General features: G+C 57.4%; 16 protein-coding genes. 13 read left to right on the plus strand and 3 right to left on the minus strand.

The window, feature by feature from the left end:
• Positions 1–28 precede the first annotated feature (28 nt).
• Complete coding sequence (gene ccoS / locus EU557_RS16260; protein WP_135531509.1) at positions 29–193, plus strand: cbb3-type cytochrome oxidase assembly protein CcoS; 165 nt, start codon at positions 29–31, stop codon at positions 191–193.
• Positions 194–258: 65 nt separating this feature from the next.
• Here the strand turns inward: ccoS and EU557_RS16265 are convergent, their stop codons facing one another.
• Complete coding sequence (locus EU557_RS16265) at positions 259–669, minus strand: hypothetical protein (RefSeq protein WP_135531510.1); 411 nt, start codon at positions 667–669, stop codon at positions 259–261.
• A gap of 81 nt (positions 670–750) precedes the next feature.
• Here EU557_RS16265 and EU557_RS16270 point away from each other — a divergent pair, with 81 nt between their 5' ends.
• The 9 genes from EU557_RS16270 (at position 751) to EU557_RS16310 (ending at position 9,392) form a co-directional block, all read left to right on the plus strand.
• Positions 751–1,251, plus strand: a complete 501-nt coding sequence (locus EU557_RS16270) for a DUF2199 domain-containing protein (protein WP_135531511.1) — start codon at positions 751–753, stop codon at positions 1,249–1,251.
• Between the two features lie 150 nt (positions 1,252–1,401).
• The gene (ccoN, locus tag EU557_RS16275) at positions 1,402–3,615 is read left to right on the plus strand and encodes a cytochrome-c oxidase, cbb3-type subunit I (protein WP_135531512.1); all 2,214 of its coding nucleotides are present in this window, start codon (positions 1,402–1,404) and stop codon (positions 3,613–3,615) included.
• Between the two features lie 123 nt (positions 3,616–3,738).
• The gene (locus EU557_RS16280; protein ID WP_135531513.1) at positions 3,739–3,948 is read left to right on the plus strand and encodes a hypothetical protein; all 210 of its coding nucleotides are present in this window, start codon (positions 3,739–3,741) and stop codon (positions 3,946–3,948) included.
• The gene (locus EU557_RS16285) at positions 3,942–4,817 is read left to right on the plus strand and encodes a cbb3-type cytochrome c oxidase N-terminal domain-containing protein (protein ID WP_135531514.1); all 876 of its coding nucleotides are present in this window, start codon (positions 3,942–3,944) and stop codon (positions 4,815–4,817) included. Before EU557_RS16280 ends, EU557_RS16285 begins: the two co-directional genes overlap by 7 nt.
• Positions 4,818–4,885: 68 nt before the next feature.
• Entirely contained in the window at positions 4,886–6,274 is a 1,389-nt protein-coding gene (gene ccoG, locus EU557_RS16290; protein ID WP_135531515.1) for a cytochrome c oxidase accessory protein CcoG, read from the plus strand.
• A 21-nt stretch (positions 6,275–6,295) separates the two neighbouring features.
• Complete coding sequence (locus tag EU557_RS16295) at positions 6,296–6,772, plus strand: FixH family protein (protein WP_135531516.1); 477 nt, start codon at positions 6,296–6,298, stop codon at positions 6,770–6,772.
• Positions 6,773–6,942: 170 nt separating this feature from the next.
• Complete coding sequence (locus EU557_RS16300; protein ID WP_135531517.1) at positions 6,943–7,677, plus strand: sulfite exporter TauE/SafE family protein; 735 nt, start codon at positions 6,943–6,945, stop codon at positions 7,675–7,677.
• 42 nt (positions 7,678–7,719) lie between these two features.
• Positions 7,720–8,622: a universal stress protein gene (locus tag EU557_RS16305; RefSeq protein ID WP_135531518.1), complete on the plus strand. Its 903-nt coding sequence runs from the start codon at positions 7,720–7,722 to the stop codon at positions 8,620–8,622.
• A gap of 269 nt (positions 8,623–8,891) precedes the next feature.
• Positions 8,892–9,392 carry a metallophosphoesterase family protein gene (locus EU557_RS16310; RefSeq protein WP_135531519.1) on the plus strand — a complete coding sequence of 167 codons (501 nt, stop codon included), beginning with the start codon at positions 8,892–8,894 and terminating at the stop codon, positions 9,390–9,392.
• 259 nt (positions 9,393–9,651) lie between these two features.
• On the opposite strand, the gene EU557_RS25545 is transcribed toward EU557_RS16310, so the two are convergent.
• On the minus strand, positions 9,652–9,822 hold the full coding sequence (locus tag EU557_RS25545; RefSeq protein WP_167855240.1) for a hypothetical protein: 171 nt from the start codon (positions 9,820–9,822) through the stop codon (positions 9,652–9,654).
• A 98-nt stretch (positions 9,823–9,920) separates the two neighbouring features.
• Here EU557_RS25545 and EU557_RS16315 point away from each other — a divergent pair, with 98 nt between their 5' ends.
• The 3 genes from EU557_RS16315 to EU557_RS16325 all read left to right on the plus strand — a co-directional run bounded on the left by EU557_RS16315 (position 9,921) and on the right by EU557_RS16325 (position 13,075).
• The gene (locus EU557_RS16315) at positions 9,921–10,952 is read left to right on the plus strand and encodes a threonine aldolase family protein (protein WP_135531520.1); all 1,032 of its coding nucleotides are present in this window, start codon (positions 9,921–9,923) and stop codon (positions 10,950–10,952) included.
• Positions 10,953–11,126: 174 nt separating this feature from the next.
• A complete protein-coding gene (locus EU557_RS16320) occupies positions 11,127–12,404 on the plus strand; it encodes a cation:proton antiporter (RefSeq protein ID WP_135531521.1) in 1,278 nt (425 codons plus the stop codon).
• Between the two features lie 38 nt (positions 12,405–12,442).
• Positions 12,443–13,075 carry a DNA-3-methyladenine glycosylase family protein gene (locus EU557_RS16325; RefSeq protein ID WP_135531522.1) on the plus strand — a complete coding sequence of 211 codons (633 nt, stop codon included), beginning with the start codon at positions 12,443–12,445 and terminating at the stop codon, positions 13,073–13,075.
• A gap of 3 nt (positions 13,076–13,078) precedes the next feature.
• On the opposite strand, the gene EU557_RS16330 is transcribed toward EU557_RS16325, so the two are convergent.
• Positions 13,079–13,309, minus strand: coding sequence for a hypothetical protein (locus tag EU557_RS16330; protein ID WP_135531523.1), 231 nt, complete (start codon positions 13,307–13,309; stop codon positions 13,079–13,081).
• Positions 13,310–13,398 lie beyond the last annotated feature (89 nt).

Here is a 13,398-nt window from a genome sequence, read left to right on the forward strand (position 1 = left end):
CTCTACAACGGCTAGGCCACTCTCTCCCATGACTATCATCTTTCTGCTCATCGGCATAAGCCTTACCGTTGCCATAGCCTTTCTGAGCGCCTTCCTGTGGGCCGTGCGCTCCGGGCAATACGACGATACCTACACGCCTTCAGTGCGGGTACTGTTCGAAGAGGAAACGACTGAACCAACTCCGCCACGGTAAGAGCCTTACTCTAAATTATGTGGTCAGGTAACATAGCATTGCTAGTCTATTTCTGACAGATTCTATCAATCTATTTCCATTGAAAAGATAAAAGACATTGAAGCAGTTGTCGGGGCTAGCAAGTCCTCGTTACTAAACCAATCAAGATGAAAATGCTCCCCTGGGCGTAGATTTGATAAGCTCTCCAAAAATACCGTCAGTTTGTAAAATGCTTGAGAATTCCCTAAAAGCTTAAGTATTATATCATTTACCTGGACTGTAATTAATCCATTCGATTGATCAACCTGCTCTAACCACAATTGCCTCATTGCTGTCGGATAAGCACTGGGCTTGTACCTAAGGGAGAGTACATCCGGTGAGTATTTAGTCAGATGGTTAACTCTATTCACTAAACTGGCAAACTGAGCCGCAGTACCCGAAAGATCAATTTCGTACTGCGCCTCTTGCAAGCTTAAGTTGATGGCTATTTCGCTCATTGAAATAGAAAAAGTCTGCTTAAGAGCCTTAATGTATCTTCGAGTCCATTAAAGGAATAATAGGATTCAAATACCAGATACATGGAGGGCTTTACTTGTACCCGCTGTGGCGAAGTTCATGAAGATATCCCCATGTGTTTCGGCGCGGAATATCCTGATTATTATTTCAGTGTTCCTCCAGATGAAAGACAACTCAGAATTGAGCACACTGGCGACTTCTGCGTGGTGGATGAGGAACATTTCTTTATCCGAGCTCGAATTGAAATTCCAGTAGTTGATTCAGACGAGTTGTTCTGCTGGAATGTCTGGACAAGCCTAAGCGAAACCAATTTTCTGCGGGCAAATGAGAAATTAAATGACCCAGAACGAGTAAATGAGCCTGCCTACTTTGGTTGGCTTCAAACAGCTATTCCGGGTTATACCAACACGCTCAATATTAAGACACTGGTGCATACTCAGGTTGTAGGCATCATTCCTCGCGTTGAAATTATAGAAGAGAATCATCCATTGATAGCAGAACAGCAGCAGGGCATAACTTGGCAACGTGTGATAGAATTAGCTGAAACTGCATTGCATGGGTAGCGCTGCTATTATACAGCTTGCGCTTGCCAGATTCAGACTGCGCTAGGCCAGTGCTGCTGACAACTATCAGCCCTTCGCCTGACTTTCGTCATCTTTTAGAAAACGACCAACGGGGACCTTTGGAGAAGTAAATCACTCACTTCTTCTGCTATGATAGTTGATCCGAAACCGTTGGTGGCACGGCCCGAAACGCCGCCGGCGCGGGCGGTAGATACGTTCTTCTACGACAACCGCATTGTTCGGAATTTCGGTATTGCCACGGTGTTCTGGGGCGTGGCGGGCATGCTGATTGGCACGCTCATCGCCTTCCAGCTGGCCCGGCCCGAGCTGAACATGGGCACCCAGTACACCACCTTTGGCCGCATCCGGCCGCTGCACACCAATGCCGTTATTTTCGCCTTCGTGGGCAACGGCATTTTCACGGGGGTGTACTATTCGCTGCAGCGCCTGTGCAAGACCCGGATGTTCTCCGATAAGCTCAGCAAACTCCACTTCTGGGGCTGGCAGCTGGTTATTCTCAGTGCCCTGATTTCCTTGCCGCTAGGCATCACTACTAGCAAAGAATACGCCGAGCTGGAGTGGCCTATCGACATCCTGATTACCGTGGTGTGGGTGGTGTTCGGCTGGAATATGTTCGGCACCATTGCTAAGCGGCGCGAGCGGCACCTGTACGTGGGCATCTGGTTCTACATTGCTACGCTGCTGACGGTGGCCGTGCTGCACATCGTGAACTCGCTCTCTATTCCGGTGTCTTTCACTAAGAGCTACCCCATTTATGCCGGCGTGCAAGATGCGCTGGTGCAGTGGTGGTACGGGCACAACGCGGTGGCGTTCTTCCTGACCACGCCCTACCTGGGCCTGATGTACTACTTCCTGCCCAAGGCCGCCGAGCGCCCCGTGTACTCCTACCGCCTGAGCATCATTCACTTTTGGTCGCTGATCTTTATCTACATCTGGGCGGGGCCGCACCACTTGCTGTACACGGCCCTACCCGACTGGGCGCAAAGCTTGGGCGTGGTGTTCTCCATCATGCTGATTGCGCCGAGCTGGGGCGGCATGATCAACGGCTTGCTCACGCTGCGCGGCGCCTGGGATAAGGTGCGCACCGAGCCCGTTCTGAAGTTTATGGTGGTGGCCGTAACGGCCTACGGCATGGCCACCTTCGAGGGGCCCATGCTCTCGCTGAAAAATGTAAATGCCATTGCCCACTTCACCGACTGGATTGTAGCCCACGTGCACGTGGGGGCGCTAGGTTGGAACGGCTTCCTGACCTTTGCCGTGCTCTATTGGCTGTGGCCGCGCCTCTACCGCACGCCGCTGTACTCCAAGCGTTTGGCCAACACGCACTTCTGGCTGGGCACCCTGGGCATCCTATTCTACGCCATCCCGATGTACTGGGCCGGCTTCACCCAGGGCCTGATGTGGAAGCAGTTCAATGCCGAGGGCATGCTGCAATACCCCAACTTCCTGGAAACCGTGCTGCAGATTGTGCCCATGTACTATCTGCGCGGCATTGGCGGGGTGCTCTACCTGAGCGGCGTGTTCCTGATGATTTTCAACCTGGTGAAGACGGCCAAGGCTGGCACTTTGCTCGCCGACGAGAAAGCACAGGCCCCGGCCCTCATGCCCGCTGAGCTGGTAGAAGAACACCAGGGTGGCCATTGGCACCGCTGGATTGAGCGCCGGCCCGTGCAGCTGAGCATTGGGGCTACCATCGCCATCCTGATTGGCGGCGCGGTGGAAATGATTCCGACGTTCCTGGTGAAGTCGAACGTGCCCACCATTGCCTCCGTGAAGCCTTATACTTCGCTGGAACTGGAAGGCCGCGACATCTACATCCGGGAGGGCTGTAACAACTGCCACAGCCAGATGGTGAGGCCCTTCCGCTCCGAAACTGAGCGTTACGGCGAGTACAGCAAGGCGGGTGAGTTCATCTACGACCGGCCCTTCCTGTGGGGCAGCAAGCGCACCGGCCCCGACTTGCACCGCGTGGGTGCCAAGTACCCCCACTCCTGGCACTACAACCACATGATGGACCCCACCAGCATGTCGCCGGGCTCGATTATGCCGGCCTATCCCTGGCTGTTTGAGCAGAACATCGACTACTCCAGTACGCCCGCCAAGATTGACGTGCTCCGCAAGCTCGGTACGCCGTACCCCGCCGGTTATGGGCAGCAAGCCGTAGCCGACGCCCGCCAGCAGGCTGCCCTTATCAGCCGCGACCTAGCCAAGGAAGACATCGAGGTGAAATCCGACAAGGAAATCGTGGCCCTCATTGCCTACCTCCAGCGCCTGGGCACCGACATCAAGGTGAAGGAAGACCCCAACGCGGTAGAAGTAGTGGGTGTGCTGCCCGCCGAATAGCATTACCCCACCCCCAGCCCCTCCCCTCCGGGAGAGGGGTGCCAGACGCCTGCTGTTCCAGAACGCACCCCTCTCCCGGAGGGGAGGGGCTGGGGGTGGGGTCACTAATAAAAACAAACCACAATGGACAAGAACGTACTGCGGGCCATTGCCGGCATTGAGATATACCCCATCATCTCCTTCGGCATCTTCTTCCTCTTCTTCCTGCTGCTGCTGGTGTACGTGCTGCTCGTGAAGCCCCGCCATATGCAGACCATGAAGCACCTGCCCCTCCAAGACAATACCGACGACGCCACTCTCCGGCACGACCTCGAACACGGAATCATATGCTAAAGCTGCGCACCTTTTTTCTTATTGCGACTGGCCTGCTCATCGGCTATGCAGCCGCAGCCCAAACGCCTGGCGCGGCCCCGGCCGCCGAGAAACCTATGACCACTGAGGAAATCCTGTTCTGGATTCTGCTAGGCCTACTGGGGTTGGTATTACTAGTTGCCCTGCTCATGGGCATCATGATAACGGTGCAGATGCGCCCCCAGCTCCGCAAGGTGTACGAGATGCCCACCGTACGCCCGACCATGAGTGGCAAAGTGCTGGGACTGCTAGTCGGCGACCCAGTGCTGGTGAAGGGCGAAGTGAAGGATGAGCTCCTTGACCACGACTACGACGGCATCCACGAGTTCGACAACGACCTCCCGCCGTGGTGGAAATACAGCTTCTATGTGACCATCTTCTTCGGCTTCATTTACTTAGGCTACTACCACTTGGCCCAGGCAGCTCCGCTAAGTGAGGGAGAATACGCCGCCGAAATGCAGCAAGCCGCCCTGATGGTGTCCGCTGACAACGACGACCCCAACAAGCTCACTGACTATAAACCCTTAACCGCCGCCACCGACCTCACCGATGGCAAGGGCATTTTCGCCCAGAACTGCGCCGCCTGCCACGGCCAAAACGCCGAGGGCAAAGTGGGCCCCAACCTAACCGACGAGTACTGGTTGCACGGAGGCGAGGTAAACCACGTCTACAAAACCGTGAAGTTCGGGGTGCAGGGCAAGGGCATGGTGGCCTGGAAGGGCAAGCTCTCCGGCAAACAAATTCTACAAGTGACTTCCTACGTGCTCAGCCTGCAAGGCTCTAAGCCCGCCAACGCCAAAGAACCCCAGGGAGAGAAAGAAACAGCGGGCAAACCAGTAGCCAGCCGGTAATCCTAGCCTGGCCCCTCTGCTGAGGCAGTGGGGTCGGGGTGAGGCTATCAGCACTTTAGTACAACACCATGTCTACCCAAACTTTCCGCGACTCCATTGCCACTGTTGATGAACAGGGCAAGCGGGTGTGGCTCTTCCCAAAAATGCCGGCTGGTACGCTGTACCGGACCCGCAAATGGGTAAGCTACCTCCTCCTGACGCTGCTGTTTGCGGGTCCGTGGCTGCGCATCAACGGGCTGCCCGTGCTCATGCTCAACCTGCCGGAGCGGAAGTTTATCTTCTTCGGACAGATCTTCTGGCCCCAGGACTTCTTCATTCTGCTGATGGCCACGCTGGCCTTCCTCGTGTTCATCATCCTGTTCACAGTAGTGTATGGCAGGGTGTTCTGCGGCTGGGTGTGCCCCCAGACCATTTTTATGGAAATGGTTTTTCGGCGCATTGAGTACTGGTTTGAGGGTGATGCGCCCCAGCAGAAAGCCCTTGACAAGGCCGACTGGACCTGGAACAAAACCTGGCGCAAGGGTGGCAAGCACACGGTGTTCCTGCTGATTTCCTTCCTGATTGCCAACACCTTCCTGGCCTACATCATTGGCACCGAGGCGCTGGTGAAGATCATCACTGATTCGCCTACGGCCCACTTGGCTGGCCTAGGCACACTGCTACTATTCACGGCGGTGTTTTACGCGGTGTTTGCGCGGTTTCGGGAGCAGGTGTGCACCATTGCCTGCCCCTACGGACGCCTACAGGGCGTCATGCTCGACCAGGACAGCCTGGTAGTGGCCTACGACTACCGCCGGGGCGAGCCGCGCGAAAAGCTGCGCAAAAACCAAGAGCGCCGCGCCGGCGACTGCATCGACTGCAAGCAGTGCGTGCAGGTATGCCCCACCGGCATCGACATTCGCAATGGCACGCAACTGGAATGCGTGAACTGCACCGCCTGCATCGATGCCTGCAACTCGATCATGGACCTAATCAACAAGCCCCACGGCCTCATCCGGTGCGCTTCGGAAAACCAGATTGCGGAGGGCACCAAGTTCCGCCTGACGGGCCGCGTGAAAGCCTACTCCGGCGTGCTGGTGGTGCTACTGGGCATTCTGGCCGGCTTGCTGCTCACCCGCTCCAACGTGGAGGCCACCGTGCTGCGCACCCCCGGCCAACTCTTCCAGAAAACCGACCACGGCACTATCACCAACCTCTATAACCTGTCCGTCATCAATAAAACCAACCACGCTAGGCCTATTGAGCTGCGCGTGCTGGAGCCGGCTGGCGGCACGGTAAAACTGGTGGGCACCAGTGGCCTAGAGCTGCCGGCCCAAGGTATGGCAGAAGGCGTGTTTTTCGTGGAGCTGCCCCGCACCAATCTGCACGCCACCAACAGCAAACTGCGCCTGGGCGTGTACAGCCAGGGCGAACTGATAACGGAAGCCAAATCAAAGTTCCTAGCGCCAGCGCGGTAAGAACCTTCAGTAGAAAGTATCATGTCGATAACCACCACTCCCCAGTCTTCCCGCAGCTTCTGGCCTTACGCCATTGTGCTGGTGTTTGTGCTCTTCGGCAGCTACATCGGCTACATGGTGAGCCAGGCCATGCGCACCACCGTGGACCTCGTCAGCCCCGACTATTACCAGCAGGAGCTGCGCCACCAGCAACGCATGGACGCAGTGGCCCGCACCGCCGCCCTGCCCGCGCCAGTAGAACTGGCCTACAAGGCGGCGCAGCACCAGCTCACCCTGCAACTCCCCGTCGAGTTGGCTCAGGGCGCACCGCAAGGTCAGCTACACTTCTTCCGCCCCTCCGACCAGCTGCTAGACTTTACCCTGCCCCTTACCCTCAATGCCGCCGGCACCCAGCAGCTTAGCACTGCTCAGCTGCGACCCGGCTTCTGGCGCGTGCGCTTAGAACTGCAAGCCGCCAACCAGGCCTACTTCCTCGAAAAGGATCTGCTCATCAAGTAACCTGTTCGGCATAGGCCTTTTAGGCCAGTTCTCCCATCGGGGCTCGACCACAACTCGTCACACTCCCCCCTCTCCTTTTTCATTCCGCGCATCAAGCGGCGTAGGGGGCCGGGGGGTTAGGCCCCACCAGCACGATAAACTCACTCATTCACCACTTCACTCATTCACCGTTGCTCTGGACTGGCTTTATATTCGGGTTGTTGGGTAGCTTTCACTGCGTGGGCATGTGCGGCGCTATTGCGCTGGCGCTGCCCGGCCGCTTAGGAGCCGCCGGTCCTGACTGGCGCTACCTGGCCGGCCGGGTGTTGTATAACCTGGGCCGCATCACGACCTATTCGGTGCTAGGAACGGCGGCTGGCCTAGCGGGCCAAAGCCTGCAAATAGCCGGCTGGCAGCAAGCTTTGTCCATTACGTCTGGAGTGCTGATTCTGCTGCTGGTAGTGGTGCCGGAGCGCTATAAAGCTCAGGCCGCCCGCCCCCTCGGCCTCGATCGGCTCCTGAACTGGGTGAAGCAGACACTGGCTCAGTTCTTCCAGCAGCACTCGTGGCGGGCGTTTTTCTTAACCGGCGCACTTAACGGGCTTCTCCCCTGCGGCCTGGTGTATCTGGCGCTGGCGGGTGCCTTGGCCATGCCGGGTGTTGGGGGCGCCGCAGCCTACATGGCCCTCTTCGGGTTGGGTACGCTGCCGCTCATGCTAGGCCTCTCGCTCACGGGTCGGCTGGTGCCACTGGCCTGGCGCCGCCGCCTTACCCTGGCCGTGCCCTACCTGGCTACGGCCCTCGCGCTGCTCTTTATTGTACGCGGGCTGGGCCTGGGCATTCCTTATATGAGTCCGCGCCTGAGTCCGCCGGCCGCCTCGCAGAGTGGCCTAGCCCAGCCCCGTAGCGTGCATTACTGTCATTGATTTTCTTCCACATTCGGCCATAGCCCCTACTCCTCTGTTCAGATGAAAACTATCCTTGTTCCCGTCGACCTCACTGCTGCGGCCGAACCAGCCCTGGCCTACGCCAACAAGCTAGCAGTGCGCTGGCCCGCCGAAGTGGTCCTACTCTACAGCCACCCCGGCCCGGCCCTCACGCCCGAAGAAGTGGCGGAGTTTGAGTACCGGCTCGAAACGCTGGCCGAGCGCCTGCGCTACCAGCAGTTGGTGCGCCAAGATGCCCGCCGCATCCGCTACCACTACCAGGTAGTAGCCGGCTGCCTCCACGACCACGTGCAGTCCATCGTGGCCCGCTACGGCGCCGACCTGGTAGTGATGGGCCTGGAGCACACCGATTGCGGCAAGCCCGCCAACAACGGCGACCATGCCGCCCGCATCACGGAGCTGGTATCGTGCCCGGTGCTGGTGGTGCCGCCCGGCCGCCGGCCCCTGCCTTCCCGCTTGGTATACGCCACCGATTTTGGCCGGCTGCCCCTGGCTACCCTCCCGCGCTTGTCGGCGCTGGCTGGTGCGTTTCCGGGCATGCTGGAGCTAGTGCAGGTGTACTCGCCCCAGCAGCGCGGCAACCTCACGTACCTGAAACGAGCCGTAGCCGCCAGCAAATCACAGCTGTCCTGGCCTACCATCACCACGAAACTGGTGGAAGATGACGACCCTATCGAGGGCATCAGCGACTATTGCGCCCGCACCCAGGCCCAACTGCTCGTCCTAACACCCTCGCGCGAAGGGGAGCTTATGCGCTTTTTCGATAAGTGCTACGCCCTCACCCAAGCCTATCACCTGCAGATTCCAGTCTTGGTACTAGGCCACCCAGCCCAAGTGGTAGCCGCCGTTTGCTGCGAGCGTTGCGCCAAGGAGCTGCAGCTACAAACCATAGCTGACTCTCTGAAAGTAACTAGCTTGGTTTAAAGCTAAAGCTCCCCTCCTCATCTGAGGAGGGGTTGGGAGTAGTTGAGGTGGCCTAGAACGTCTATTAAAATTTGAGCTAGTTATCGTTCAACGGCTGTTCAACCACCCCCAGCCCCTCCTTATCTGATGAGGGGAGTACTGTTCTAATACTAGTTTCCAAACTCCCTAAAAGCGGGTAGCGTGTACCTTTAGACCAAATCAGGTCTGAAAGCACACGTTGCCCGCTTTTGATGCGTATAGGCCACTTTACTTTCCTCACTCCCGCCCTCATGAAGAAAATCGGCCTGCTTTCTGACACGCACAGCTACCTCGACGACCGTATTCTGCACCACCTGCAGGGTTGCGACGAAATCTGGCACGCCGGTGACTTCGGCACGGCAGCGGTGGCGGAAGAGCTGGCCACGGTGGCCCCACTGCGGGGCGTCTACGGCAACATCGACGGCCGCGACGTGCGCCTCACGCAGCCCTTGGTGCAGCATTTCGAGATAGAAGGCTTATGGGTACTCATGACCCACATTGGCGGCTACCCAGGCCACTACAGCCCCGCCGGCCGCGCGCTGGTGCAGGAGCACTGCCCTGGCCTGTTTATCAGCGGCCACTCCCACATCCTTAAAGTAATGCCCGACCCGCGCCTCGGCCTTTTGCACCTGAACCCCGGTGCCGCGGGCCGCCACGGCTTTCACAAAGTGCGTACTATGCTGCGATTTGAAGTAGCCGATGGCAAAGTGCAGCAGTTGCAAGCCATTGAATTAGGGCCGCGGGTTGGTTAAGCAAAACGACAACATCTGCCGAGTTGACGATGTAGAGACACATACTTCGCTCTCCTCGTTTAACGACTGGCCTAGAACGACGCGGGATAAATAACATCAGCAACGAGGAGACACAAACATGTGTCTCTACAGCCGGATGGGCTTAAAATCAGCATTGATTACAAGAAAAAAGCGTCTTCCCTTTGCAGGAAAGACGCTTGAAATTTCTGACGGAAACCCACCGACACCGGGGTAGGTGTGCCAGACGCGAAAAACGCGACTAGGCGTTGGCTTCGGTCTTGGCGGCGCTCGTGGTGAAGCGAGCCTTCAGCTCCTCGATGTCTACGTTCTTCAGAACGGGGGTCAGGAGTAGTTGCTTGATGACGCGCTGCTTGTTGTTAGCGCGGGCAATGTTCTTGCGGTGCTTCCGCTTCAGACGGGTAACGCTCATTTTTCCGGGTCGGTTAAAGTCTTTCTGTAAATGAGGGGCAAAAGTAAGTACTAAATTTGACACCGGGAAACCTTTCCCGTAATTCCATTGAACATCTTATGAGCCTCCCCTTGATTGACCTGCGCTCCGACACCGTCACGCGCCCCACTCCTGCCATGCTGGACGCCATGTTCCGCGCCAGCGTCGGCGACGATGTATACGACGAAGACCCCACCGTGCGCGCCCTGGAGCAGGAAGCTGCCGACCGCTTCGGCCTCGAAGCCGGCCTGTTCTGCCCCTCCGGCACCATGACCAACCAAATTGCCATCAAAGCCCACACCGAGCCCCTTTCGGAAGTGGTGTGTGAGCAGACCTCGCACATCTACCTCTGGGAAGTAGGTGGTATTGCCTTCCACTCGGGGGCATCGGTGGCGCTGCTGCCCGGCAACCGCGGCCGCCTCACGGCGGAGCAGGTAGAGGCTGCCATTCGGCCCGTGAACATCCATTACCCCACCACTAGCCTCATCTCCCTCGAAAACACCCACAACCGCGGCGGCGGCAGCTGCTACGAGCTGTCGGAAATTGAGAGCATTGCCGAAGTAGCCCAGCGCCACAACATTCCGCTCCACCTCGATGGGGCCCGCGTGTTCAACGCCTTGGTCGCCACGGGGCAGTCGGCTAAGGAATACGGCCGCCTGTTTGACACCATCTCCGTGTGCCTCTCTAAGGGCCTGGGCGCGCCGGTAGGTTCCGTTCTGCTGGGCAGCAAGCAGTTCATCCAGAAAACCAAGCGCATCCGGAAGGTGATGGGCGGCGGCATGCGACAGGCCGGCTACATCGCGGCAGCAGGCCTATACGCCCTAGAAAACAACGTGGAGCGCCTCGCCGACGACCACGCCCGGGCCCAGCGTCTCGGTGCCACGCTGGCCGCTCAGCCTTACGTAGCTACCGTGCTACCCGTTGAGACCAACCTGGTTATCTTCAAGCTAGCCGACTCCATGCCAGCGGAGCAGTTCCTGGCGAAGCTGGAAGAGCAGGGTATCAAAGCATCCTCCTTCGGCCCCCAGATGATCCGCTTCGTGACCCACCTGGATGTGGACGACGCCATGATTGAGCGGATTGAAACGGCTCTTACTGGCCTACAGGGGTAGGAATACCACTTGCTTTAGTGCCCCGGGTGTAGTCTTTCTTTTGCAATGAGGAGGGGCTGCAGCCGGGGCATTTGCATGCGTTGGCCGCAACGCTGAAGCTTGATTTCGGCTTATAGTAGTGTTTGTTCGTACAGTTTTAGCAACGTTCTTTCTCCGCTCACCAACTCGTTGCCGATGCAGCTATACAATACATTCGCCATTCTGCTTGTCCTGGCCGCCGCCTTTGGCTATATCAATCACCGTTTTCTGCGGTTACCTAGTACCATAGGGCTAATGATATTGGCCCTGGTCTCCTCGCTAATTACAGTAGGGCTAGGCCACATGGGGGTAGAATGGGTGCTTGCGGCCAGCCAGCTGGTGCGCAGTATTGATTTCCACACCGTGCTTATGCAGGTGATGCTAAGCTTTCTGTTGTTTGCGGGTGCTATCCACGTTGATGTTCGCGCTCTGGGAGCCCAGCGCTTACCCGTTGCGGCCCTGGCTTCCGTTGGTACGCTCCTCTCTACGGTGATAGTAGCCAGCATCATGTACTTCATTCTGCCGCTGTTTGGGCTGCCCATTGACTATATCTATTGTCTGCTGTTTGGGGCACTTATCTCTCCCACCGATCCCATTGCCGTGCTCGGCATTCTGAAAGAAGCCCGCATCGATAAGTCATTAGAAATCAATATTGTTGGAGAGTCCCTGTTCAATGATGGCATTGCGGTAGTAGTGTTCGTGAGCTTATTCCAGATTGCTCGTTTTGGTGCCGGCGAGGCTACTGCCAGCGTGGTAGGCGAGCTATTTCTGCGCGAAGCTGTAGGCGGCATTCTGCTGGGTGTGGCCATGGGCTACGCCACATTCTGGGCCCTGCGCACCATAGATCATTATCAGGTGGAGGTACTGATTACGTTGGCGCTGGTAATGGGTGGCACGGCCCTGGCTACGGCTCTGCATACCTCAGGCCCCTTGGCCATTGTAGTAGCCGGCCTAATTGTCGGCGACAAGGGCCGCAGCCTAGGCATGTCCGACGTTACTCGCGAGTATCTCGATAAGTTCTGGGAGATTCTGGATGAGATATTGAATGCCGTGTTATTTGTGCTGATTGGCCTAGAAATGCTGATTCTAGATATCAACCGCACTATTCTGGTAGTGGGAGCCGTGGCTATTATAGTAGTACTGTTGGCCCGGGTGGTTTCCGTTTCGCTGCCCTTAAGCATGCTGCGAAGTCGTTTTGCCTTTAACCGCCCAAACCTTCGGGTGCTGACGTGGGGTGGCCTACGCGGTGGTATTTCCGTTGCACTTGCCCTTTCCCTTCCCGAAACCATGCCCCGCGACCTGATTGTGGGCATTACGTATGTGGTGGTGATTTTCAGCATTATTGTGCAAGGCCTTACCATTGGGCCACTAGTGAAAAGGCTCGGCCTCAGCACACCTGCTCCCGAAGGAGAATCTGTTGCCGCCCACCATTAAGCTGCGTTTCTACTGGCCTAGCCGCCTGCTCGTCCACTATGTCTCTTCGCCCTGATTCCGACCAAGCCCTAAGCCACCTCGCACAAGCCGACCCCGTACTGGCCCGCCTGATAGCCCAGGGCCGGCCCATTCAGCCATCTGCCCACGAAGACTTGTATCTGGCGCTGCTGCGTGCCATTGTCAGTCAGCAGATTTCCACTAAGGCCGCGGCTGCCATCTGGCGCAAGGTGCAGGCCCTGTTCCCGCCCGATGGCTACCCCGAACCGGCGGCCCTGCTCCTGCTCACGGATGAAGATCTGCGCGCCGCTGGCATCTCGCGCCAAAAAGCGGGCTACCTACGTGCTATTGCCGATTTTGCTCAGCGCGACCAACTCGACCACGCCCATCTCAGCCTGCTTGATGCTGATGCATTTACGGCCCATCTCACCCAAATAAAAGGGGTTGGCCGTTGGACTGCTCAAATGTTGCAGATGTTTGCCCTCGATCAACCCGACGTATTTCCGGAAGGAGACTTGGGCATTCAGAATGCCATGAAGCGCCACTATGGCCTAGAGGAAACCGGCCGTGCCCTACTCAAGCGCATGACGACTATTGCCGAAGCTTGGCGCCCATATCGCACAGTAGCCAGCAAGTACCTCTGGCAGTCCTTGGATAATACACCCGCCGAATAACTGCTAAGCGCTAGGCCTGTCTGAGCCGGCCTGGTCTGCCTCTTGGGTGGCTCGCCGCTTCTGATCCAGGTAGGTCACGAACATGGCCACAAAAATGGCCAAGAAGGGCACGCAAAACCCAAATAGCATCCAGCGCCACAGCGAACGGTCGTTCATATGGGCAATGTAGGCCGTGATCAAAGCAGAAAGCAGGCACGGAAACAGCATCCACGCCGCGATGTCGAGAAAATACATGAGTAGTATTTGTGAGATGATTCGGCAGCTATTGGTAGGCCAGTGGTACCTGGTGTAACTGAGCGGCCAACTGCCAGCCACGGGGTTTA

This window comes from Hymenobacter wooponensis, from assembly GCF_004745865.1.
Lineage (GTDB): Bacteria > Bacteroidota > Bacteroidia > Cytophagales > Hymenobacteraceae > Hymenobacter > Hymenobacter wooponensis.

What these genes read in the sequence shown, in the direction of transcription:
- ccoS (WP_135531509.1), top strand. Translation starts at nt 29, where the DNA reads ATGACTATCATCTTTCTGCTCATCGGCATAAGCCTTACCGTTGCCATA.
- EU557_RS16265 (WP_135531510.1), bottom strand. Translation starts at nt 669, where the DNA reads ATGAGCGAAATAGCCATCAACTTAAGCTTGCAAGAGGCGCAGTACGAA.
- EU557_RS16270 (WP_135531511.1), top strand. Translation starts at nt 751, where the DNA reads ATGGAGGGCTTTACTTGTACCCGCTGTGGCGAAGTTCATGAAGATATC.
- ccoN (WP_135531512.1), top strand. Translation starts at nt 1,402, where the DNA reads ATGATAGTTGATCCGAAACCGTTGGTGGCACGGCCCGAAACGCCGCCG.
- EU557_RS16280 (WP_135531513.1), top strand. Translation starts at nt 3,739, where the DNA reads ATGGACAAGAACGTACTGCGGGCCATTGCCGGCATTGAGATATACCCC.
- EU557_RS16285 (WP_135531514.1), top strand. Translation starts at nt 3,942, where the DNA reads ATGCTAAAGCTGCGCACCTTTTTTCTTATTGCGACTGGCCTGCTCATC.
- ccoG (WP_135531515.1), top strand. Translation starts at nt 4,886, where the DNA reads ATGTCTACCCAAACTTTCCGCGACTCCATTGCCACTGTTGATGAACAG.
- EU557_RS16295 (WP_135531516.1), top strand. Translation starts at nt 6,296, where the DNA reads ATGTCGATAACCACCACTCCCCAGTCTTCCCGCAGCTTCTGGCCTTAC.
- EU557_RS16305 (WP_135531518.1), top strand. Translation starts at nt 7,720, where the DNA reads ATGAAAACTATCCTTGTTCCCGTCGACCTCACTGCTGCGGCCGAACCA.
- EU557_RS16310 (WP_135531519.1), top strand. Translation starts at nt 8,892, where the DNA reads ATGAAGAAAATCGGCCTGCTTTCTGACACGCACAGCTACCTCGACGAC.
- EU557_RS25545 (WP_167855240.1), bottom strand. Translation starts at nt 9,822, where the DNA reads ATGAGCGTTACCCGTCTGAAGCGGAAGCACCGCAAGAACATTGCCCGC.
- EU557_RS16315 (WP_135531520.1), top strand. Translation starts at nt 9,921, where the DNA reads ATGAGCCTCCCCTTGATTGACCTGCGCTCCGACACCGTCACGCGCCCC.
- EU557_RS16320 (WP_135531521.1), top strand. Translation starts at nt 11,127, where the DNA reads ATGCAGCTATACAATACATTCGCCATTCTGCTTGTCCTGGCCGCCGCC.
- EU557_RS16325 (WP_135531522.1), top strand. Translation starts at nt 12,443, where the DNA reads ATGTCTCTTCGCCCTGATTCCGACCAAGCCCTAAGCCACCTCGCACAA.
- EU557_RS16330 (WP_135531523.1), bottom strand. Translation starts at nt 13,309, where the DNA reads ATGTATTTTCTCGACATCGCGGCGTGGATGCTGTTTCCGTGCCTGCTT.